This is a genomic window from Pseudomonas sp. R1-1 (assembly GCF_051132135.1).
In the GTDB taxonomy this organism is placed as follows: domain Bacteria; phylum Pseudomonadota; class Gammaproteobacteria; order Pseudomonadales; family Pseudomonadaceae; genus Aquipseudomonas.
The window spans coordinates 1,938,142-1,959,256 of the sequence record NZ_CP071663.1; the positions used below are offsets into that span (position 1 = coordinate 1,938,142).

A 21,115-nucleotide genomic window follows, 5' to 3' on the forward strand; every position below is an offset into this window, starting at 1 on the left:
TTTAACTCACTGCTCAGCACCCAGCATAGTTAAGGCAAGCTCATTGTGCTTTGCTCCGACAGTGTCAATTGTTGTTGCAAAGCCTGCTCCAGTTCGAGCATCGCCCGGTCGGTCGCTTCGCAGTGGCGGGCAAGCTCGGTTTTTTCCGCGGCGTTGGCGCAAGCCTGCTCGAGGGCTTCGCAACATTCGATGACCCGTGCGGCTTGCGCAATCCGTGCGGCGCCCTTGATCTTGTGCGCAACCGCCGCCAGTGCCGCGCGGTCATTGGCCGGCGCTAACGCCAGCAGCTCCTGGCGGTCAAGGCGGCTGCTCTTGAGCAACTCGGCCAGCAAACGTTGGGTCTGCGCCGGGTTGCCAGCGGTCAGCATGTCGAGGTTTTGCAGATCGAACGCCGGGCTTGCTGACGCCGGGGTGATGCCGTCGACCCATTCACTGAGCAGGCTCAGACTCAGCGGTTTGAACAGACAATCGTCCATGCCGGCCTGTTTGCAACGCTGGACTTCTTCCGGTTGCGCATTGGCGGTAAAGCCCAGCACCGTGCAGGGCGGGCAACGCGTCTGCGCTTCATGCTGGCGAATAGCGCGGGTCAGCTCATAGCCGTTCATCAGCGGCATGTTGCAATCGACGATCACCAGATCGAAGTGGCCGGCCTGCCACAATTGCAGACCGACGCAGCCGTTTTCGGCAACGCTGAAGCGATGGCCGAGAAATTCCAGCTGCTGGCACATCAGCAGGCGGTTGGCCGGGTGATCGTCCACCACCAGCACGCGCAGGGGCGTACGCGCTGTTTTGATTACAGCTTCGTTTTTGCTGGCGCTCACCTGTGCTGGCAGCGTTTCCACAGCCAGCGTAATGCACACCTGAGTGCCGATTCCCGGCTGGCTGCTTAATTGCAACTGGCCGCCCATCATTTCGCACAGGTTACGACTGATCACCAGGCCCAGACCGGCGCCGCTTCGAGCTTGTCGATGGCTGTTCTGCGCCTGGGCAAATGGCGCGAACAGGCGTTGCTGATCTTCAGCGTTGATACCGACGCCGCTGTCCTGCACGGTCAGTTGCATCAGCGCGCGGTCGGGCACTTCGGTGTTGATCAGATCGAGGGTGATCCTGACATGACCCTGCTCGGTGAATTTGATTGCGTTGCTGACCAGATTCGACAGCACCTGCTTGAAGCGCAGCGGGTCGAGATAGACATCGACGGCCAGTTCCGGTGGGTTGAGCAGGGTTTGCAGGACGAGGTTTTTCTGCCGGGCGAGGCCGTCGAAAATACGCGTGACCGATGCCACGGTATCGACCAGATTGACCCGCTCCGGACACAGGCTCAGGTGCCCGGATTCGATGCGTGCAATGTCGAGAATGTCGCCGATCAAACCGAGCAGATCCTTGGCCGAATGGTAGGCGGTATCGATCGAAGAACGATCCGGGTGTTGTTGATCCATGCGTTTGAGGGTCAGTTCGAGCATGCCGATCACCGCGTTCATCGGCGTGCGGATCTCATGGCTCATGGTCGCCAGAAAGGTGCTTTTCGCCCGGTTGGCCTCGTCCGCCTGCTCCTTGGCCGCGCGCAGTTCATCGAACAACTGACGACGCTCGCTGATGTCGATCCAGCCGCCGATGATGCCCTGCACAGCGCCGCTGGAATCGCGGTACGGCAATATCCAGTGATAGATCGTCAGGCGGCGGTTGCCGATGTGCAACGGCCGGTCGACTACCATCGGCGTGCCTTCGGCAACCACTCGCTGGTAATCGGCATGAAAGGCATGGGCCTCGAAAGCATTGCTCAAGGTGCCTTCAATGACGCTTTTGCCAATCACGTCCTCACGCTTGGCAGCAAATGCTTCGAGGTAGCTTTCGTTGCAACTTTGCAGCAAGCCCTGGCGGTCGCGCACGTAAATCGGATGCGGTGTGCCGTCGACCAGTGAACGCATGAACTCCAGTTGATCGTTCAGCGCGCGTTCGGCGGCCTGGCGCTGCTTGATCTGGTGGCGCATGTAGGCGTTCCACGCCAGTAGCAGCAACAACAGCAGACAGGCGCCGAGAATGACTTGATAGAACAGGCGCTGATAGTTGTGCCAGATGTTTTGTGAGGCGGTGGAGTAACCGCGCCAACGGCCATTGATCACGCCCAGCTCATCCGGTGCGATGCTCAATAACGCCTTGTTGATGATCGAGGTCAGCTCGGTGTTGTCGCGCGCCGTCGCCAGGGAAAATGCGGCCTGGCGCGTACCAATGGTGGTGGTGATCTGTAGCGGCTGGTTGAAGATCCGCGAGGAAATGAAGTAGTTGGCAATGACCAGCGAATTCACGGCGCCGTCGACCCGGCCTTCGGCAAGTAGCGACACTGCGCTGAAGGTGTCCGCGGTTTCAATCAGATGGATGCGCGGATATTCCTCGCGCAGGTAGTCGACCATTGGATTGCCCTGGGCAATTGCCAATTGCTTGCCGCGCAACTGGCCGAGATTGGTCGGCCCGTCGGCGCTCTTGCGCGTGAGCAACACGTAGGAATTTTCCAGATAGGGCCGACTGAAACTCAGGTGTTTCTCGCGTTCCTCCGACGGCAGCAGCGCGGCGATCAGATCGGCTTGATGGCGATCGATCTGCTCGATCATTTCCGCGTCGTTACGGCTGCGCCGAATCTCGAAGCGCAGGCCGGTACGCAGGCGGATCAGCTCGAGCAGGTCGGCGCTGATGCCGCGAAAATTACCGTCGTTATCAAAGAACGTCAGGGGGGCAAAGGCCTCATTGACCACCACGCTGACCACCGGATGCTGTTTGAGCCAGGCTTCTTCGCGCTCGGTCAGTTGCGGTTTCTGCTCGCTGAGCAGCAGATCGCTACCGGCGCTCCAGCGTTTGGCTATACTGTCACGTTCACTGGCCGGCACGGCTTTGAGCACGCGGTCGATGATGCTTAACAGTTGCGGGTTGCTGCGACGCACGGCGAAGCTGAAACCCTGGGCTTCCTGCTTGCCGAAATTGGCCATGCGCACGTTGTTCAGGTAGCCCTTGTTGATCATGTAGTGAGTGGACAGGGTATCGCCGAGAAACACATCGGCCTGATCGAACGCCACCGCGTTGATCGCGTTCTGGTAGGAGGGATAGCAGGTGATGAGCGCTTTCGGATACAGCGCCTTGATTTCGGGCAACGGCAGATAGTGATAGACCATGCTCAGCCGCAGCCCGGCGAGGCCTTCGCTGAGCGAGCGGGTTTCGTCCTCGCGGGTAACCAGCACCGGTTGATCAAAAGCGTAAGGGGCCGACAGGGCGAGGTTGGCGTTGCTGGCTTCGAAGCCGTTGGCGGTCCCGAGCAGGTCGACCTGGCCATCAAGCAGGGCGCGAATTGCCGCATCGCGTGAAGGGAAGCGCTGCACCCGGATCGGCAGACCGGTGGCCTGGCTCAGCAGTCCGGCGTAGTCGGCGGTGAGGCCTTCGTAATCCTTGCCACTGACCGTCATGTCAAACGGCGGGTAGTCGGGCGCCGAGGTGCCCAGCACCAGTTCGTTGCGTTCCAGCAGCCACTGCCGCTGTGGCCGGTCGAGCATCACCGTCACCGCGTCGCTCGCCGACCGGCTGAGCAAGGCGTAGTCCGGCGAGGAGACGGGCAGGGCGAAGACGTTTGCGCTCAGCAACAGTCCTGCGCTCAACGTGATCAGATAGTCCTTCAAACGACTGGGCATGCTGGCTCTCACACGAGTGCGTTGCGTTTGGCCATCTCGATAAGTTCTACAAGGGATTTGGCTTTGAGTTTTTGCATCAGGCGCTTCTTGTAAGTGCTAACGGTTTTATTACTCAGAAACATGCCTTTGGCGATTTCCTTGTTGGTGCGGCCCTGGGCAAAAAGTTGCAGGACCATCAATTCGCGATCGTTAACGGTTTTGAACAGTTCAAGTTCGGCATAACGGACGTCGTCATTGCGAACCGGGTTCAACGCTTGACTGGGAAAGTAGTTGTATCCGGAAAGTACTGCTTTGATCGCACTGACCAGTTCGCTCAGGTCTTCCTGTTTGCAGACATAACCCGAGGCGCCGGATTGCATGCAGCGAATGCCGAAGAGGGTCGGACACTGTGCGGTCAGGATCAGGATTTTCAGCGGTGAGCCCATGGCGTTGAAGCGCGCCAGTACTTCCAGGCCGTCCAGCTTGGGAATGCTGACGTCGAGGATGACCAGGTCGGGCATGCATTCGCGGACCATCTGCATGGCGTCGACTCCGTTATCGGTCTCGCCGACGACCTTGTAACCTTCATGTTCGAGCAGCATTCGAACGGCGAGACGGATGACCGGGTGATCGTCGACAATAAAAACGGAGTTCATAATCAAATCCCATGCGAACACGAATAAAGCGCGCACCTTAGCTCAGTTGTATGAGCACACGCAGGGAGTGACAGGGTCTGGGTCATGGTATCGGATAAGTCCTACAATCATTGAGGAAGCGGACTACAGTTGAACTGGGTTTGGCGTAAGGAAGTGCGGGATCGGGGTGGGCTTTTAGTTTGGCTTGATCGAGTTGTAAGTGTTGGCGGGGGATCGCGTTTTTTTATTGTTTAAAGTTATGGGTGTTTGGGTTTTATTTTGGGTGAATATGCGTTGCTGCGGTGACGGCTTCTTATGGTTTCGCCCTTACGGCGAGGCACTTTTTCCAGACGCCGAAAAAGTACCCAAAAAGGCTTGCTCCTGCGTTCGGCCCTCGCAGGCTCGGGTCCCTTCGCTCCGGGATCGATCCGGGCGCAGCGGCTACGGTTTGCTGCGCTGCACCTACGTCCGCTGTGTCTGGCTGCGCCAGACGGTCGCTGCGCTCCCACGCCCGGATCAATCCCTGCGCTCAGCCTTCCGATGTCGCCGGTGACGCAAGATCAAAAGCACTCGAGCTAACGCTCATTGTTGAGTGGTGAGAAGCGTCGCATGGCTTTGGATTTGTGGTGGTGCTGCCGCTCACCCCAGCCCTCTCCCGAGGGAGAGGGAGCCGATCGGTGTGCTTTTCAAGTGTTGGATTGAACTCGATACTCTGGTCGGCGTAACTTTCGAATTCACCTCGATCAGTCCCCTCTCCCTCCGGGCGGTCCGACGTTTCGGGAGGGCTAGGGTGAGGGGCTTTTGATGTTGCCGGTACATGCAGGCCTCAGTGGCTGGAGCGTCCGGTCATTTCCAGTGCCATGTCGCTGGCGTAGCTGTCGGTCATGCCGGCGATGAAGTCGATCATGCGCAGGAATGAGGTGTGCAGCGAGCCTTGCGGGTCGGGGGCGTTGCTGCCGAGCAGGTCGAGGATGCGTCGGCTTTTGAAGGACGGGGTGCGGCCGTTGTGTTGTTCCAGCGCTGCGCCGCAGAAGGAGTTGAGGAGGATTTCCAGGGTGGTGTAGGCGCCGATTTCGTGCAGGGTCTTGCGTTTGTCCTGGAAAATTTTCTTGCGTGCGATGTCTTTGGCGTTCAGTACGCAGCGTTTGGCCGGGCCGTGCATATGTTCGACCAGGTCGCCGTGCAGGGTGCCGGCGAGCAGTGCGTCCTGTTGTTCGACGAAGGCGCGTGCGGCGGCGTTGGTCAGGTGTTCGATGGCTTTGCCGCGCAGGATCGCCAGTTTGCGTCGGCGCGAGTCTTGCGGGCCGAGCAGGCGATAGGTTTCCGGCAGGTCATCGCCGACCAGGCCGAGCAGCAGCGCTTCGACTTCGGCATATTCCAGCAGCTCCATTTCGAGGCCGTCTTCGAGATCGATCAATGCGTAGCAGATGTCGTCGGCGGCTTCCATCAGATACACCAGTGGATGGCGCGCCCAGCGCTGGTCTTCGATTTGCGGCAGGCCGAGTTTGTGGGCGATCTGCTCGAGCAGCGGCAGTTCGCTCTGATAACAGCCGAACTTGTGTTTCTTGTAGCCCAGCGAGTCGGCGTGGCGGGCAGTCCACGGGTATTTCAGGTAGGTGCCGAGGGTCGCGTAGGTCAGGCGGGTGCCGCCGTCGAACTGGTGGTATTCCAGTTGCGTAAGGACGCGGAAGCCTTGGGCATTGCCTTCAAAGTTGAGAAAATCGCCGCGTTCGGCTTCGCTCATGCCGTCGAGCCAGCCGCGACCGGCGGCCTGCTGGAACCAGTGACGGATGGCGTCTTCACCGGAATGGCCGAAGGGCGGGTTGCCGATGTCGTGGGCCAGACACGCCGATTGCACGACCATGCCGAGGTCGGCCGGGTCGCACCATTCGGGTAGCGCGCTGCGCAGGGTTTCACCGACGCGCATGCCCAGCGAGCGGCCGACGCAGCTGACTTCCAGCGAGTGGGTCAGGCGCGTGTGAATATGGTCGTTGCTGGTGACCGGGTGCACTTGGGTCTTGCGCCCGAGCCGGCGGAAGGCGCCGGAGAAGATGATCCGGTCATGGTCTTTGTGAAAAGGGCTGCGTCCGAGTTCTTGCGGGCTGTGCAGCGGCTTGCCGAGACGTTCGCGGTTGAGCAGGGTGTGCCAATCCAAGGCTGTTTCTCTCCGTCAGGTGACTAGGGGCGTTGGCCCCTAGCTTCCCGGTTCGCGCTGGCCCCTGCAAGCGGAACTACAGACCGGCCGCGTCGATGTCGATCAGCAGCAAGCGCTCGCCATTGTCGAAAAACTGCCCGGCGGTGAGGCAGTACTGATTGCTGGTGGCATCGCGGTAAGTGCTGGACAGGGTCAAACGGCGTTCCTCCCAGCCTTCGGCGAGCAGATGATAGAAGTACGGGCGCCACGACCAGTTATGGCCCAGGTATCGGTTGTCGGCGACCCAGCGATGCTGGCGCCATTCCAGGTTCGGCGTCAGTTGCGTGCCATGGCGATCGCATTGATAAAAGCGCAGCAGCCACGGGAAGGCGTCCAGTTGTGGCAGCGCGCTCAATGGTGCGTGGGCCTGCGCCCAGGCTTGCAGGATCGACATCAGTTCGGCCAGTTGCTGGCGCATCTGCATCAGCCGCCCGCGTTCGGCGAGTTTCTGCCGCACATAGCGCTGACGCAGTTCGGCGAACCGCTGCACAAACGCATCAGTGGGGAAGAACGCCTCTTGCGCCCGGGCGAAGAGAAAACCCTGCACGTAGCGCGACCCGCATTCCAGCGCGAAATTTAGCTGCGCTTCGGTTTCGACACCTTCGGCAATGATCCAGCAGCCGGTCTTCTCGGCCATTTGCGCCAGCGCCTTGACCACGTCGCTGCTCGGCCCGCCCAGCGCCGCAGCCTGAAACAGGCGCATGTCGAGTTTGAGAATGTCCGGTTGCAATGCCAGCACCCGATCGAGCTGGGAATACCCGGCGCCGAAGTCGTCGATAGCGATTCTGGCACCGGCCTCGCGATAGCGCGCGACCACCTCGGCCAGGCGCTGATCATTGCCGCCCAGTTCGGTGATTTCGAAGACTATGCGCTGCGGATCGACACCATGACGCGCCAGTTGCCTGAGGCTGGGCAACGCCTGCCCGGCGCGCAGGCGACTGATCCAGCGCGGCGACATGTTCAGGCTGAGAAACCAGTCGGAGGGTGCTTCGTGCAGGCGGCTCAAAGCGTTGTCACGGATCTGCCGGTCGAGGCGACGCAGGGCAATCGCTGGCGTACGCGGATCGGCGAACAACGGTCCGACCGAAGTCAGTTGGCCGTCAGGCTGGCGCAGGCGGCCCAGCGCTTCGACGCCTGCAATCAGTCCGGTGGCGGTATCGATGAACGGTTGAAAGCAGGCGAGCGGTTGCCCGTCGATCACGGGGCCTCCTTGGTTCTTGTTTTGATGAACCCCGATGGCCGCGTAGGCGTGCGGGATTGAACCTGCGGATAACAGGTTCATCCCGCCGTCAGTGCAAGAATGTAGCCAGATGGAGCACTTCAGCGTTTAGCCGAACTCTGCATGACCAGTCTGATCAGCGGCCCCAGCGTGGTGCCGAGCCGGATCAAGCGGCTGACCCCACCGGCGCCGCCGCTTTTCGCGCCTTTGCCGGTGAGAAAGCCCAGCAGCGTAACCGCTGCCACGCCCCACAATGGCGCGTGCTTGATGCCGAAACCGCTGTGCAGACCCTGCGTCATGCCGCGCACGCGCTGCAAAGGCTGCAGAACCTGCCCGGCCTCATGGCGGATTTCCTGGCGATGCATTTCCATGCGCAGGCGAATCAGCGCCTTGCGCATTTCCCGGCGCGAGCTGTTATGCGGCAATTGAGGATGGCTCATGGCAACAGGCGCTCCCGGTCGTTGGCCAGCTCTTCGAGCGTGCCGTGGAAAGGCGAGGACTCATCGAAGATGGCCGCCTTGAGGCGCAGTCCGCAGAAGATCGAGGCCAGGGTATAAAAAACGCACAGCCCGATGATGGCAGCCAGACGATACGTATCCCAGAACAGGATCATCACCAGGGTCGATAACCCCACCAGTAACAACAGGGCAAAGACCAGCGCCAGCCCGGCGAACAGCAACAGGCTGACGGTGCGCGATTTCTGCTCCTGCAATTCGATGCCGAACAATTCGACATGACTGTGCAGCAGACCCAGAACGGCGGCGCCCAGGCGTCGCGTGGAAGAGGCGGTGCCCGCAGTCGGGCCGGATTCACCGATCGACATGATCAGCGCCGAGTGGCCAGCAGGCCAATCAGAAAACCGACGCCGGCAGCAATGCCGACCGACTGCCATGGGTTGGCCGACACGTATTCCTCGGTGGCGGTGACAGCGGCCTGACCGCGTTCGCGCAGGCTGTCTTCGGTCAGTTTCAGGGTTTCGCGGGCACGCAACAGGCTGTCGTGGATCTGCGCACGCAGCTCATCGGCCTGATCACCGGCCAGGGTGGCGGTGTGCTCGAGCAAACGCTCGGTGTCGGCGACCAGGGTCTGGAAGTCGTTCATCAGGATGTCTTGAGCAGTCTTTGCCTTGATGCTGGCCATTGGGTGGATCTCCGTAGTGACGTCTGAAGCGTTCGAGTATGAGCCTTGCGCGAAGGTTCAGTAGAAATGACTGGTACGACAATTGCTGTGTTGTGGTGCGTCGCCCGGCCATTGTGCGCTGTTGCCGGGCGTACGCCACGGGAAACCTTGTCCCGAATGATCGCGGTTCGTGTCAGCACATCGACCGGGTGCGCCAAAGTAGGTCGCTGAAGATGCCATTCGGTGCCTGTCTGGTCGCAACTTGGTGCATGAAATGTGCGCATGAACCGCTTTGGTGCCTTTTCTGCCGTTAGGTCTGCCTGCTTATGGAAAATCTGCAAAGCGCTGTGGACACGCTGGTCCACAGCTCCAATACCTTGTTCATTCTGATCGGTGCCGTGATGGTACTGGCGATGCACGCCGGTTTCGCCTTTCTGGAGGTCGGAACGGTCCGGCAGAAAAACCAGGTCAACGCGCTGGCGAAAATTCTCAGCGATTTCGCCGTCTCGACGCTGGCCTATTTCTTTATAGGCTATTGGATCTCTTACGGTGTGACGTTCATGCAACCGGCAGCGGTGCTGAGCGCCGATCACGGTTACGGTCTGGTGAAGTTTTTCTTCCTGCTGACGTTCGCCGCGGCGATCCCGGCGATCATTTCCGGTGGCATCGCCGAGCGTGCGCGTTTCGTTCCGCAGTTGTGCGCCACGGCATTGATCGTCGCGTTCATTTATCCGTTCTTCGAAGGCATGATCTGGAACGGCAACTACGGCCTGCAAGCCTGGCTGACGGCGCAGTTCGGCGCGGCGTTCCATGACTTTGCCGGTTCCGTGGTGGTGCATGCCATGGGCGGCTGGCTGGCGCTGGCGGCGGTGTTGCTGCTGGGGCCGCGCAATGGCCGTTATCGCGATGGGCGTCTGGTGGCGTTCGCACCGTCGAGCATTCCGTTCCTGGCACTGGGCTCGTGGATTCTGATTGTTGGCTGGTTCGGCTTCAACGTGATGAGCGCGCAGACGCTGCAGGGCGTCAGTGGTCTGGTCGCGGTCAACTCGCTGATGGCGATGGTCGGCGGCACGGTGGCGGCGCTGATTGTCGGGCGCAATGACCCGGGCTTTCTGCACAACGGCCCGCTGGCCGGGTTGGTGGCGATCTGTGCCGGTTCGGATTTGATGCATCCGGTCGGCGCGCTGCTGACCGGGGCGATCGCTGGCGCACTGTTTGTCTGGTGCTTTACCGCTGCGCAAGTGAAATGGCGCATCGACGATGTGCTGGGTGTATGGCCATTGCACGGCTTGTGCGGCGTGTGGGGTGGCATCGCCTGCGGGATTTTCGGCCAGACCGCGCTCGGCGGTATCGGCGGTGTCAGCCTGATCAGCCAGTTGATCGGCACGGGGCTCGGCGTCGCGGTGGCGCTGGTCGGCGGCTTCGTCGTCTACGGCATGATCAAGGCATTGCATGGTCTGCGCCTGAGCCAGGAACAAGAGTATTACGGTGCCGACCTGTCGCTGCACAAGATCGGCGCGGTGAGCCAGGATTAAGTCTCGGCATCGTCGGAACCGGGATAAAAACCATGCAGCAGGCGATAGCGGTCGATGCGCACCTGATCGACTTGTTCCTGCACTTTATGCGCGGGCAATCCGAGCATGATCAACGCGTGAGAGGCGAGCATCAGGCTTGACTCCAACAGCTCCGGCACCACTTCAGTGGCGCCGGCGGCTTTCAATTCGGCCCACTGGCTGTCGTCGCGGGTGCGCACCAGAATCGGCACATGGGCATTCAACCGCCGCGCTTCCTTGAGAATGCGCAGGGCGACATCGCTCTGATCCACAGCGATCACCAACAGTCGCGCACGTAGCAGGCCGACGGCGCTCAGCAGGTCGCTACGCGACGAGTCGCCATAGTGCACGTCACTTTCGCCATGTGTGGCTTCCTGTATGCGCACCGGGTCGTTGTCCAAGGCGATGTAAGGCTGCCTGGCATTGCTCACGAACCGCCCGATCGATTGGCCGACACGGCCGTAGCCGCAAATCACTACGTGTTGGTTGAGGTCGGCGTTGAGCGCGCTGATTTCTTCGATCTGCGCTTCCTGATTGGGTTTGCGATGCAGCGCTGCGGCGATGCGTGGTGCTGCACGCAGCAATAGCGGGGTCAGCAGCATCGAGCAGAATGTCGCCGCCAGCAGCAGGTCGCCCAAGCCCGCGGGCAGCATGCGGTTCTGTTGCATCTGCGCCATCAATGCGAAGCAGAACTCGCCGCCCTGGGCCAGCGCCAGACCGCTGCGCCAGGCGGTTTCGCTGTCGCTGCCGCGCCATTTCACCAGCAAGGCCACGACGATGCCCTTGATCACCATCAACCCGACGGTGAGGCCGAGGATTGACAGGCTGTGGCTGAGGAAAAGTTGCAGGTCGATCAGCATGCCGATGCTGACGAAAAAGACTCCGAGCAGGATGTCGCGAAAGGGCCGGATATCGGCCTCGATCTGGTGGCGGTAATGGCTTTCACCGAGCAACATCCCAGCGAGAAAGGCGCCAAGGGCAGGGGACAGGCCCAGCAGGTGGGTCAGCCAGGCAGTCAACAGCACGATCACCAGCGCCAGCAACACAAACAACTCTGCCGAGCGCGAGGCCGCGACTTCGTGAAACAGCCGCGGCAGCAACCAGCGACTGGCCAGCAACAGACCGACGAACAGCACCACGGTTTTCCCCAGCGTCAGCGGCAGCGCCCAGTACCAGGCTTGCTCGCTGCTGCCGGCAAACACCGGGATCAGGGTCAGCAGCAACACCGCCACGACATCCTGAAAAAGCAAAACCCCCACCGCATTCTGCCCATGGCTGCTGAATACTTCGCCGAGGCTGCCCAGCTCCTTGGTGACGATTGCCGTCGACGACAGCGAAAGTCCGGCGCCGAGCAGCAGCGCCGGTGTGACTGGCATGCCCAGCAGTATCAACAGCAGTCCGAGCAACGCGGTGCTGATCAGTACTTGCTGACTGCCAAGGCGAAACACGACCTGGCGCAGGGCAATCATCTTCGACAGGGAAAACTCCAGACCCAGCGAAAACAACAGGAATACCACGCCCAGCTCGGCGACGTCCGGCAGATGTTCGCTCTCGTTGACCCAATCGAACGCACTCGGCCCGACCAGCAGTCCGACGCACAGATAGCCCAGCACTGGCGGCAATCGCAGCCGTCGAAACAGGGCAATCACCACGAGGGACGAGGCGAGGATGATCAACAGATTGGCGAACACTGGACACTCCGGCGGCGGCTTCAGGCTTTTTCAAGCGTAGAAGCAAAAAGACCGCAAGCATCGCGCAATCGGCTTTTCTGCGAACTGATGTGCGTCAGGGTTTTGCCAGCGTTGCGCTGTTGCGGCGCTGGAGCCTTTGGGCGGTGCTGGCTCGACGGGTTTTGCGCGCAGGCCTAGAATGGAGCCCCACTCATTTTGCGGTTGCGCGCACATGCCTCCTGAATGTCAGTTGTTCGGCACGCTCGGGTGTCATCTCTGTGAGGTCGCTGAAGCCGAGCTCATGCCTTTCGTCGAGCACGGGCTGCTGGTCGAACTGATCGATATTGCTGAAGATGAAACCTGGTATGAGGCTTACAGCCTGAGAATTCCAGTACTGCGCCGGATCGATACCGGAGCGGAACTCGACTGGCCGTTCGGCGCGGACGAGGTTGTCGCCTTTCTGCGTTGACTGAAAATGCCTGCGTTTTCCGCCGGTCGCCACCGGCCTCCATCCCTTGGCTTTTTACGGTTCGTTCGGTTACTGTATGCCTATACAGTAAATGCGTCAGAGGGATGAACCGTGGTCAATGTCGAACAGTTGAAGAACAGCGTGAACCGGATGTCGGTTGACGTGGTGCGCGAGGCGGTTCTTGAATTGCGCCTGGACGGGCTGGTCACGGAGGGCAAGACGCCTTTCAACAAATTGCATTTCAACACCTGTTTCGCCGAGATCGAGGCGTTGTTCCAGCGTGCCGGTTATCACAAACAGCTGGATGTGGTCGGTTATCAGGGCCTGCTTTATGCCTTGTATGATCCGGGGCGCTGGGAGGCGGTCGACGTGCTGCGCTGGCTCAAGGAATTCACCGAGGCCGCAGTGGTCAAGTCGATTCCGGCGTAAGTATTCTGCGCTAGGTAGGTTTCCCTCAGTGCTGGATAATGCGACTTCGCATTGAGGGTCCGAATTTTCATATGTCCACTCCAACATTCTCTGCCGCCCACACTCAGGCCAGCACGCTCTATCTGCCGCCGGGTCAATGGCGGACCGTACTCGATTGTCTGTGCGAGCATTTCAGTGCCGTTGGCCGTGAGCAATGGCTGGACCGGATTGCCCGAGGGCGTGTACTGGATGGCAACGGTCAGCCGATCGACGTGAACCTGGCTTACAGGGAAGGTCTGCGCATTCATTACTTTCGCGAAGTGCCGGACGAAAAGCCGATTCCGGTGCTCGAGACGATTCTGTATGCCGATGAACACCTGGTCGTGGCGGACAAACCGCATTTTTTACCGGTGACGCCGGCCGGGGAGTACGTTGAGCAAACGTTACTGCGCCGCTTGATCCGCCGTCTGGACAATCCTCATCTGGTGCCGCTGCACCGTATCGATCGACATACCGCCGGGCTGGTGATTTTCTCGGCCAATCCGCAGACCCGTTCGGCCTATCAGTCGTTGTTCCCCACGCGCCAGATCGACAAGCGTTATGAAGCGATTGCCCCGGCGCTGCCTGATCTGGAATTTCCCTTGGTGCACAAGAGTCGTCTGGTCGACGGCGAGCCGTTCTTCCGCATGCAGGAAGGTCCGGGTGTCAGCAATACCGAAACGGCGGTGCAAGTGCGGGAAAAGAACGGCGACCTGTGGCGCTATGGGCTGTATCCGGTAACCGGCAAGAAACATCAACTGCGTGTCCACATGACCGCGCTGGGCGCGAGCATCTGCAACGATCCGTTTTATCCGCAGGTGTTGAAAGACATCGAGGATGACTACGCCAACCCGCTGAAGCTGCTGGCGCAGGGACTGAAATTCATCGATCCGGTGACGGGCGAGGCGCGTGAGTTCGAAAGCCGGATAACGCTGCAGTGGTGACACCCAGGCACTTTCGAGCGCCCATGAAAAAGCCCGCAATCAATGCGGGCTTTTTTGTATCCGGTTGACCAGAACTTACAGTTCTTTAACGGTACGCACCTGATCCTTGTTGATGCGGGTCTCTTTGCCGTCCAGCTGCTGGAACTCGTAGAAGCCCGAATCGTCATCGTATTTCGGGGTGTCGACGGCCTGGATTTCGCGACCGTCATTCAAGGTGATCACTGTAGGCGAGGAGCAACCGGCGAGGGTAGCCAGGCCCAGTGCGAGCATGAAAGTGGCGAGGGTCCGTTGAGTCATGAGTGTGTCTCCGAATGGGAATTCTTTTGGTTACTGAGCTTGAGACGTATACAAGGCGTGAGAGTTCCTTGAATGGTGTCAGTCTGACACAGTGTTGTAAGCGTTTAACAGTTCGGGGGTGTTGAGGTTGGCCAGGCGCGGGTCGTTGTCCGGGCATTGCAGAGCCGTCGCGCCGAGACTGCGCATCACCCGGCCTGGGCTGCGTTCACCGGCGTTCCAGGCCTCTTCGAAGGCCGCCGAGAGGCTCAGCGGGATCACGCAAAGCAACGGTTCCCAGTGTTCGCCATGACGCAACATTAAAGGTTTTTCAGAATTCAGCTGCGCCGTCTCACGCATGCTCTGCAGCAATGCCGTGTCGATGCGTGGAACATCGCAGGGCAGTACCAGCAAGTGCGAATGGTGTGCGGCTTTCAGGCCGGCACGAATCCCGGCCAGTGGCCCGGGGAAATCGCCTTCATCGTCGGCAACCAGTTGATCGGCAAACGGCGCGTAGCGCTCGCGGTTGCGGTTGCAGGAAATAATCAGGTCGTCGGTCAGCGCGCGGACCTTGCGCTGCAGATGCGCGATCATCGGCTCGCCCAGCCATTGCACCAGCCCTTTGTCCTGGCCGCCCATGCGCTGGCCGCGTCCGCCCGCCAACAGGAGGATGGAACAAGCGGGTAGTCGAGTGTTGACGGTCATTGCATCCCTCCACAGGGGCGGCGAAAAAAGGGGGCGCTGTGATATAACACCGGGCTGTTTCTCCTACAACTGGAAGAGCCTATGAAAGCCAAGGCTGAAGTACCTTTCGTGCCGCTCAATATTGCGGTGCTGACTGTCAGTGATACCCGGACCCTGGAAACCGACACCTCCGGCCAGGTCTTCGTCGACCGCTTGACGGCGGCGGGCCACAACCTGGCGCAACGCGTGTTGCTCAAAGATGATCTCTACAAAATTCGTGCGCAAGTCGCCAACTGGATTGCCGACGATGTCGTGCAGGTGGTGCTGATCACCGGCGGCACTGGTTTCACCGGTCGCGACAGCACCCCGGAAGCGGTTGCCTGCCTGCTCGACAAACAGGTCGACGGCTTTGGCGAATTGTTCCGGCAGATCTCGGTCGCCGATATCGGCACTTCGACCGTGCAATCACGCGCGCTGGCCGGTCTGGCCAATGGCACGCTGGTGTGCTGCCTGCCGGGTTCGACCAATGCGGTGCGCACCGGTTGGGATGGCATTCTCGGTGAGCAGTTGGACGCCCGCCATCGTCCGTGCAATTTCGTCACGCATCTGAAGCAGGCGGCGCCGTGTGAAACCCGTGGCTAAGCCGGGCAAGAGCGGAGCCTTGATGCCGGTCGAAGTGGCGCTGGCGCGCTTGCTGGAAATGGCCGAGGCCTCACCCATTGTCGAGCATGAGTACCTGCCGCTGGCGCAGGTCCAGGGCAGAGTGCTAAGCGAGGATCTGTTTTCCACGCTGGATCTGCCACCTTGGCCGAACTCCGCCATGGATGGTTACGCACTCAACCTCGGCGAATGGAATGGGCAGCCGCTGCCGGTCAGTCAAAAAGTATTTGCCGGCCAACCTCCGCAACCTTTGGAGCCTGGCACCTGCGCACGCATCTTCACCGGCGCACCGGTACCGGCGGGCGCCGACTGCGTGGAAATGCAGGAGAACGCTGAGGTCGAGGCCGGCGGCAAAGTGCGCTTCCTCGAAGCGATGAAGGCTGGGCAGAACATTCGGCCGCAAGGGCAGGAAACCACCATCGGTGAGCTGATTCTGCCGGCCGGAACCCGCCTGGGCCCTATCGAGCAAGGGCTTGCTGCGTCGCTGGGCTGTGCCGGGCTGAAGGTGGTGCGCAAGGTTCGCGTGGCGGTGATTTCCACTGGCGACGAATTGGTGGAACCAGGTCAGACGCTTGGACCGGGGCAGATCTACAACAGCAACCGGGTCCTGCTTTGCAGCTGGCTGCAACGGCTTGGCTGCGAGGTGATCGATGCCGGCATTCTTCCGGACGACCTCGCCACCACCCGCGCTCGGCTCGGTGAATTGCAGGATGTCGATCTGATTCTTTCCACCGGTGGCGTGTCGGTCGGCGAAGCGGATTTTCTCGGCATCGCGCTGCGTGAGGAGGGTGAACTCGCACTGTGGAAGCTGGCAATCAAACCTGGGAAGCCACTGACCTGTGGTCATTTTCGCAACGTGCCGGTGATTGGCTTGCCGGGAAATCCGGCTTCGACCCTGGTGACCTTTGCGCTGCTGACCCGGCCTTATCTGTTGCGACGCCAGGGTGTGCGTGACGTCGAGCCGCTGAAATTCAGCGTACCCGCGGGTTTCGCCTGGCCTGTGGCCGGCAATCGGCGTGAATACCTGCGCGGGCGTCTCGAGCAGGGGCAGGCTACTGTTTACCGCAATCAGAGTTCCGGGGTATTGCGCAGCGCCGTGTGGGCTGACGGTCTGGTCGAAGTTCTGGAAGGTCGCACGTTGAGTGAAGGCGACGAGGTGGGCTTCATTCCGTTGAGTGATCTGCTGGGCTGACCGGCACAGTGCAAAGGCGGGCGCCGGCTGACTCAAGCGGCGCCCGCCATGACTCACAAGTTCAATTGCTCATCAAGGTGACGAGCTGGTCGAACCGGCTGTTGGCGACCCAGCCCAGCAGTCCCAGCACCACCGCCATGGCTCCGGCCGAATAGGCGAGCCGGTGTTTGATCGTTCTGACATCACCACGGACTTCGTCCATGTCCCGTCGAAGATATTTGAGATGGGTTTCCAGCTCGGTAACACGAGGTTCCATATCAACTTCTCCAGTCGTTCTGGCGCTGTTTTTGAAGTCGGACTTGTGGTTCGTGCGACTTTCGACGATGGGGCCAACCGGGCTCACTGGCATTCGTGCTTCATGGCTTGGCATGGAAGCATCCACCGGCTGTTTCAAATGTTCGCTTGCAGGCTATTCGGGCTGCAGAACTGACCGAAGCTTTGTGGGTGTATCCACTCATTACATGCACGTCCTTGTGTATTGGATTTGAAGATTGATACCGCCGGCACACGGTGACCCAATGCTCGAAGCGGGTCAATTGAGCCGATTCCGCATGTCTTGTAAGAAAAAGTACCGTCGTGTAGGACACCCGCGGCGCAAGGCAGATTTAATTAGGGAAGGCGGGGCTTTTTTGCGTGCCGCAGTGGTCAAGATGTTTCAATCGATTCGATTCTGGGGAGTAACACGATGAACGAGCGCCGGGCGCTGTTGATTCTGCATGGCAAACAGGCTCTCAACGAGGCGGTGCGCACCGCCGTCGAAGACAAGCGCAAGCAGGGCTGGGAGCTGGCCGTGCGCCTGACCTGGGAAGCCGGAGACGCTCAGCGCTGGGTAGAACAGGCGTTGGCGGAAGGCTACACCACGATTATTGCCGGCGGCGGCGATGGCACCTTGCGCGATATTGCCGAAGCGCTCGCGGCGCATCCGGGCAAGGCCAGTCTGGTGCTTTTGCCATTGGGTACCGCCAACGACTTTTCCCGCGCCGCCGGGGTGCCGCTGGAGCCTGCCGAAGCACTGGATCTGCTCGATGTGCCGCCGCACGCTATCGATGTCGGCGAGGTTGGCGGACAGATTTTTCTCAACATGGCCACCGGCGGGTTCGGCAGTCAGGTCACGGCCAACACGTCTGAAGATTTGAAGAAAGTCCTCGGCGGCGCAGCTTATCTGTTCACCGGGTTGTCGCGCTTCAGCGAGTTGCATGCCGCCTATGGTGAATTGCAGGGGCCGGACTTCCATTGGAGTGGCGAGCTGTTGGCGCTGGGCATCGGCAATGGCCGTCAGGCCGGTGGCGGACATGTATTGTGCCCGCAGGCGCTGGCCGATGATGGACTGCTCGATATCAGCATCCTGCCAGCACCACAGGAGCTGGTGGGGACTTTGAAATCACTGCTGAGCGACGGTTTCGGACTGGATAATCTGTTCGTGCGAACCCGTTTGCCATGGGTCGAAATCAAGGTAGCCGAGGGGCTTTGCATGAACCTCGACGGCGAACCGCTGGAGTGCAACAGCCTGCGCTTTGAAGCGCGTCCGGCGGCATTGCGCGTGCATTTGCCGGAGCATTCACCCTTGTTGAGCAGTACCGAAGCGATCAGTCGTCAAGGCTGATGATCTGTTCGCGCACGGCAAACAGGACGAGGCCCGCCACGTCGAAGATCTGCAGACGCTTCATGATCTGGGAGCGGTGGGTTTCGACCGTTTTGATGCTCAAGCCCAGACCGTTGGCAATCTCGCGGGTGGACTTGCCCCGCACGATCAGGCGCAGGATTTCCAGTTGGCGCGCCGTCAGGTTGTGCGAGTCGGCGATGTCCGGCTGCTGATTCTGATTGCGGGTCAGCGCCTGATTGATCACGGTATGGGCAATGGCCGGACTCAAGTAGCGCTCGTTGTTGCGCAAGGCTTCCAGGGCGTGTTCGAGTTCCGTTGCGGTGGTGTCCTTGAGCAAGTAACCGTAGGCACCGGACTCGAGGGCCTGCATGATCAGCGCCGGATCGGTGTGCATCGACAGAATCAGCACCTTGCTCTGCGGTCGCACGCGCTTGAGGCGTTGCAGTGCTTCCAGCCCCCCGGTTTCCTTCATGGAGATATCCAGCAAGACGATATCGGGATTGAGTTGCTCGACCATTTCGAGCAATTGCGAACCATCATTGGCCTCGCCAATCACCGCGTAACCGGGAATATCCAGCACCAGAGCGCGCACGCCGGCCCTGATCAGCGAGTGGTCATCCACCAGAAGTAAATTGCAAGTCAACGCATAACCTTATTCGTACTGGCCCGTTCGAGTGCGCGCGGCGCCCACGGGAAAAGTGCTTCGATCTGGGTGCCTCTGCCCGGCTCGCTGACGACGCTCAGGGTGCCACCCAGTTGCTCGATTCGTTCGGCCATCCCGGCCATGCCGCGTTGTCCTTCACGACCTGGATCGGTCGCCGGCGCAAATCCCGCGCCGTCATCACTGATCAATAATGTCAGACCTTCGGGCAGGCGCTGCAAGCGTACCACCAGATTTTTCGCCTGTGCGTGACGAAGAATATTGGTCACCGCTTCCTGGGTGATGCGAAAGGCGGCGACCGCCATCTCTTCCGGAATGCCATTGAGGCGCTGCTGACAATCGAGGCTCCATTGCACGCTGGTGTTGGCCAGGGTCTTGAGCAGATGCGCACGCAGGCTGGCCTCGAGTCCCAGACTGGTCAACTGGCGTGGATTGAGAATGGCCGAAACGTCGCGCACCTTGTTCAGGGTTTCTTCGAGGGTGTCGCATAACACCGCGCATTGCTCCTGCGAGTCGGGCGGCAGGCGGCGCTTGAGCCACTCGCTCTGCAGTTTCGCCGCCGTCAGCAACTGGCCGATATCGTCGTGCAGTTCACGGCTGAGGCGATGGCGTTCGTTTTCCTGGACTTGCAGCAGACGGTCGGCGAGTTCCTGCGGCTGAAACTTGATGGATTTGCGCGACAGCCGATATTGCACCCAGACACAGGCAGTCGCCGCGAGTTGCAATAGCAGCAGACCGAGGCTGAAGGAAGTTGAAAAACCATAGGTCAGCAAACTGCCCAATGTGGCCGCGACTGACAATATCAGCGTGAACCGACGCGCATTTTCCCGCGAAGGAGGCCATTGGGTAATTGACTTGAGGCTGGCGTACATAGCGGATGGAGCCAATGAATGTTCGCTGCGGGCAGACCGGCCGGAGCCTGGCGGGTCTCTGTCTGGAAATACTGTCAAATATGGCAATGGTTTCAACATGGCCGGGAGCCCCGGATGTTTGCGAACTTCAGTAGATAACGCCTGAATGAAAGCACCGTGCCATTAATTTGAGGACAACTAATGGTCGACATAATACCACTTAAGATACCGTTGGTCGCGCTTGCTATATATGTCCATTCAGTCAGGAAATACATGGGTTTGCACGCCAGTTCCATAAAGTCGAAAGTCGGTTTTGATGGGGTGTGAAGAGAAGATCAGCGATGCCCGAAGTTGTGCTCCCTGGTACACAGGCAAACCCTGAGGCCGACAGGAAAAAGGGCGGGTGATCAATGCTGATTATTTGTATCGTTTTGTCGCTGGCAGGTATGGACTATTCAATTACGACATTCGACGCGTGAGTCCGCCAAGGCCATCCGCGCCACGGCGATGAGTCAGGCCTGGCCCGAGTAAGGCAGTTGCGGCAAACGTTTGCCTGGCAGCGGCGACTGAATCGGGCTTTGACCGACCTGAAACGCCAGCGCTTCGATCAGTGAAGCCTGCTCGCTTTCATCCAGGCTCAGTTGGCCAGTCTTCTGATCGACCAGTTCGAGCTGCCAGGCCATCAGCGTGAAGCAATCCTGCAACGCTTGCAGCGCCTGATCATGAAGATCGACACGAGCATGATTGAGATCAAGCAGGCTGTGGATGTGCAGGGAAAATTCGCTGATCGACTCCAGCGCCAGAGCTTCCGCCCGGCGAGCAAGCTTGAGCAGGGTACTGAGCATGCATTCAATGGCGTCCCTGTCATTGCTGATCAGTTGCAGATGGCTCAGGCATTCCTCGGACTTGGCCAGCAGTGTTTCAGCCTCGACAAGAAATTCGGGGAAGCGTTGTACCCAGTCTTTGCGGTCGATTGGCATGCTTATCTCCACAACGTCACGTCTGATGAACGAATGCCGTGTGTAGCGACGATCATGAATCGTCGGCAGATCGCGCCCGGCCGTGCAAGTGCACAGACTGAGAGTTTCCAGAGGGTTTGTTGCCACTGAACTGCGATCGCACACAATAGCCTGACTCCGTTCATGCAATGAGAATGGCGTCACATTAATGGCTATTGGATATCGGGAATATCAGGTTGGGCCTGATTGCTCCTAGGGGAATCCCTTAGGTGCGGGAACCTATGACGCAAACCGAGGTCGCGCCGCAGATAAAAGTAGCAGATAAAAAT

At 59.8% G+C, this 21,115-nt stretch carries 21 protein-coding genes; 7 read left to right on the top strand and 14 right to left on the bottom strand.

Features of this window, described 5'->3' with window-relative positions:
* Window positions 1-29: 29 nt before the first annotated feature.
* From J3P75_RS08910 to J3P75_RS08940, 7 genes are all read right to left on the bottom strand, one after another.
* Window positions 30-3,674 (bottom strand): transporter substrate-binding domain-containing protein, encoded by a 3,645-nt coding sequence (locus tag J3P75_RS08910; protein ID WP_434709958.1) that lies wholly within the window; start codon window positions 3,672-3,674, stop codon window positions 30-32.
* A gap of 8 nt (window positions 3,675-3,682) precedes the next feature.
* Window positions 3,683-4,309, bottom strand: coding sequence for a response regulator (locus J3P75_RS08915; RefSeq protein WP_434596622.1), 627 nt, complete (start codon window positions 4,307-4,309; stop codon window positions 3,683-3,685).
* Between the two features lie 805 nt (window positions 4,310-5,114).
* On the bottom strand, window positions 5,115-6,443 hold the full coding sequence (locus tag J3P75_RS08920; RefSeq protein ID WP_090284911.1) for a deoxyguanosinetriphosphate triphosphohydrolase: 1,329 nt from the start codon (window positions 6,441-6,443) through the stop codon (window positions 5,115-5,117).
* A 76-nt stretch (window positions 6,444-6,519) separates the two neighbouring features.
* Window positions 6,520-7,683, bottom strand: a complete 1,164-nt coding sequence (locus J3P75_RS08925) for an EAL domain-containing protein (RefSeq protein WP_434709959.1) — start codon at window positions 7,681-7,683, stop codon at window positions 6,520-6,522.
* A 119-nt stretch (window positions 7,684-7,802) separates the two neighbouring features.
* Window positions 7,803-8,141 (bottom strand): hypothetical protein, encoded by a 339-nt coding sequence (locus J3P75_RS08930; protein WP_434709960.1) that lies wholly within the window; start codon window positions 8,139-8,141, stop codon window positions 7,803-7,805.
* On the bottom strand, window positions 8,138-8,524 hold the full coding sequence (locus J3P75_RS08935; RefSeq protein WP_090284905.1) for a phage holin family protein: 387 nt from the start codon (window positions 8,522-8,524) through the stop codon (window positions 8,138-8,140). Before J3P75_RS08935 ends, J3P75_RS08930 begins: the two co-directional genes overlap by 4 nt.
* A 2-nt stretch (window positions 8,525-8,526) precedes the next feature.
* The gene (locus tag J3P75_RS08940; protein WP_090284903.1) at window positions 8,527-8,841 is read right to left on the bottom strand and encodes a DUF883 family protein; all 315 of its coding nucleotides are present in this window, start codon (window positions 8,839-8,841) and stop codon (window positions 8,527-8,529) included.
* A 305-nt stretch (window positions 8,842-9,146) separates the two neighbouring features.
* On the opposite strand from J3P75_RS08940, the gene J3P75_RS08945 reads away from it, so the two are divergent.
* A complete protein-coding gene (locus tag J3P75_RS08945; RefSeq protein ID WP_434709961.1) occupies window positions 9,147-10,355 on the top strand; it encodes an ammonium transporter in 1,209 nt (402 codons plus the stop codon).
* Here J3P75_RS08945 and J3P75_RS08950 read toward each other — a convergent pair.
* On the bottom strand, window positions 10,352-12,064 hold the full coding sequence (locus tag J3P75_RS08950; RefSeq protein WP_434709962.1) for a cation:proton antiporter: 1,713 nt from the start codon (window positions 12,062-12,064) through the stop codon (window positions 10,352-10,354). The genes J3P75_RS08945 and J3P75_RS08950 overlap by 4 nt on opposite strands.
* Before the next feature lie 211 nt (window positions 12,065-12,275).
* On the opposite strand from J3P75_RS08950, the gene J3P75_RS08955 reads away from it, so the two are divergent.
* The 3 genes from J3P75_RS08955 to J3P75_RS08965 all read left to right on the top strand — a co-directional run bounded on the left by J3P75_RS08955 (window position 12,276) and on the right by J3P75_RS08965 (window position 13,903).
* Entirely contained in the window at window positions 12,276-12,512 is a 237-nt protein-coding gene (locus J3P75_RS08955) for a glutaredoxin family protein (RefSeq protein ID WP_434709963.1), read from the top strand.
* Window positions 12,513-12,623: 111 nt separating this feature from the next.
* The gene (locus J3P75_RS08960; RefSeq protein ID WP_434709964.1) at window positions 12,624-12,941 is read left to right on the top strand and encodes a transcriptional regulator; all 318 of its coding nucleotides are present in this window, start codon (window positions 12,624-12,626) and stop codon (window positions 12,939-12,941) included.
* A 71-nt stretch (window positions 12,942-13,012) separates the two neighbouring features.
* Window positions 13,013-13,903: a pseudouridine synthase gene (locus tag J3P75_RS08965; protein WP_434709965.1), complete on the top strand. Its 891-nt coding sequence runs from the start codon at window positions 13,013-13,015 to the stop codon at window positions 13,901-13,903.
* 75 nt (window positions 13,904-13,978) lie between these two features.
* Here J3P75_RS08965 and J3P75_RS08970 read toward each other — a convergent pair whose 3' ends face one another.
* A complete protein-coding gene (locus tag J3P75_RS08970; RefSeq protein WP_016770600.1) occupies window positions 13,979-14,200 on the bottom strand; it encodes a YgdI/YgdR family lipoprotein in 222 nt (73 codons plus the stop codon).
* 78 nt (window positions 14,201-14,278) lie between these two features.
* Complete coding sequence (mobA, locus tag J3P75_RS08975; protein WP_434709966.1) at window positions 14,279-14,881, bottom strand: molybdenum cofactor guanylyltransferase MobA; 603 nt, start codon at window positions 14,879-14,881, stop codon at window positions 14,279-14,281.
* Window positions 14,882-14,962: 81 nt separating this feature from the next.
* On the opposite strand from mobA, the gene moaB reads away from it, so the two are divergent.
* Window positions 14,963-15,502 carry a molybdenum cofactor biosynthesis protein B gene (moaB, locus tag J3P75_RS08980; protein WP_434709967.1) on the top strand — a complete coding sequence of 180 codons (540 nt, stop codon included), beginning with the start codon at window positions 14,963-14,965 and terminating at the stop codon, window positions 15,500-15,502.
* Window positions 15,486-16,712, top strand: a complete 1,227-nt coding sequence (locus tag J3P75_RS08985; protein WP_434709968.1) for a molybdopterin molybdotransferase MoeA — start codon at window positions 15,486-15,488, stop codon at window positions 16,710-16,712. The genes moaB and J3P75_RS08985 overlap by 17 nt, the downstream gene beginning before the upstream one ends.
* Window positions 16,713-16,773: 61 nt before the next feature.
* On the opposite strand, the gene J3P75_RS08990 is transcribed toward J3P75_RS08985, so the two are convergent.
* Window positions 16,774-17,082, bottom strand: a complete 309-nt coding sequence (locus tag J3P75_RS08990; RefSeq protein ID WP_434596643.1) for a hypothetical protein — start codon at window positions 17,080-17,082, stop codon at window positions 16,774-16,776.
* Window positions 17,083-17,397: 315 nt separating this feature from the next.
* On the opposite strand from J3P75_RS08990, the gene yegS reads away from it, so the two are divergent.
* Entirely contained in the window at window positions 17,398-18,315 is a 918-nt protein-coding gene (yegS, locus tag J3P75_RS08995; protein ID WP_434709969.1) for a lipid kinase YegS, read from the top strand.
* On the opposite strand, the gene J3P75_RS09000 is transcribed toward yegS, so the two are convergent.
* The 3 genes from J3P75_RS09000 to J3P75_RS09010 all read right to left on the bottom strand — a co-directional run bounded on the left by J3P75_RS09000 (window position 18,299) and on the right by J3P75_RS09010 (window position 20,807).
* A complete protein-coding gene (locus J3P75_RS09000; RefSeq protein WP_434596646.1) occupies window positions 18,299-18,958 on the bottom strand; it encodes a response regulator in 660 nt (219 codons plus the stop codon). The two genes, yegS and J3P75_RS09000, sit on opposite strands and share 17 nt — an antisense overlap.
* Window positions 18,955-19,848, bottom strand: a complete 894-nt coding sequence (locus J3P75_RS09005) for a sensor histidine kinase (protein WP_434711244.1) — start codon at window positions 19,846-19,848, stop codon at window positions 18,955-18,957. The genes J3P75_RS09000 and J3P75_RS09005 overlap by 4 nt, the downstream gene beginning before the upstream one ends.
* Before the next feature lie 491 nt (window positions 19,849-20,339).
* Complete coding sequence (locus tag J3P75_RS09010) at window positions 20,340-20,807, bottom strand: hypothetical protein (RefSeq protein WP_434596647.1); 468 nt, start codon at window positions 20,805-20,807, stop codon at window positions 20,340-20,342.
* Window positions 20,808-21,115 lie beyond the last annotated feature (308 nt).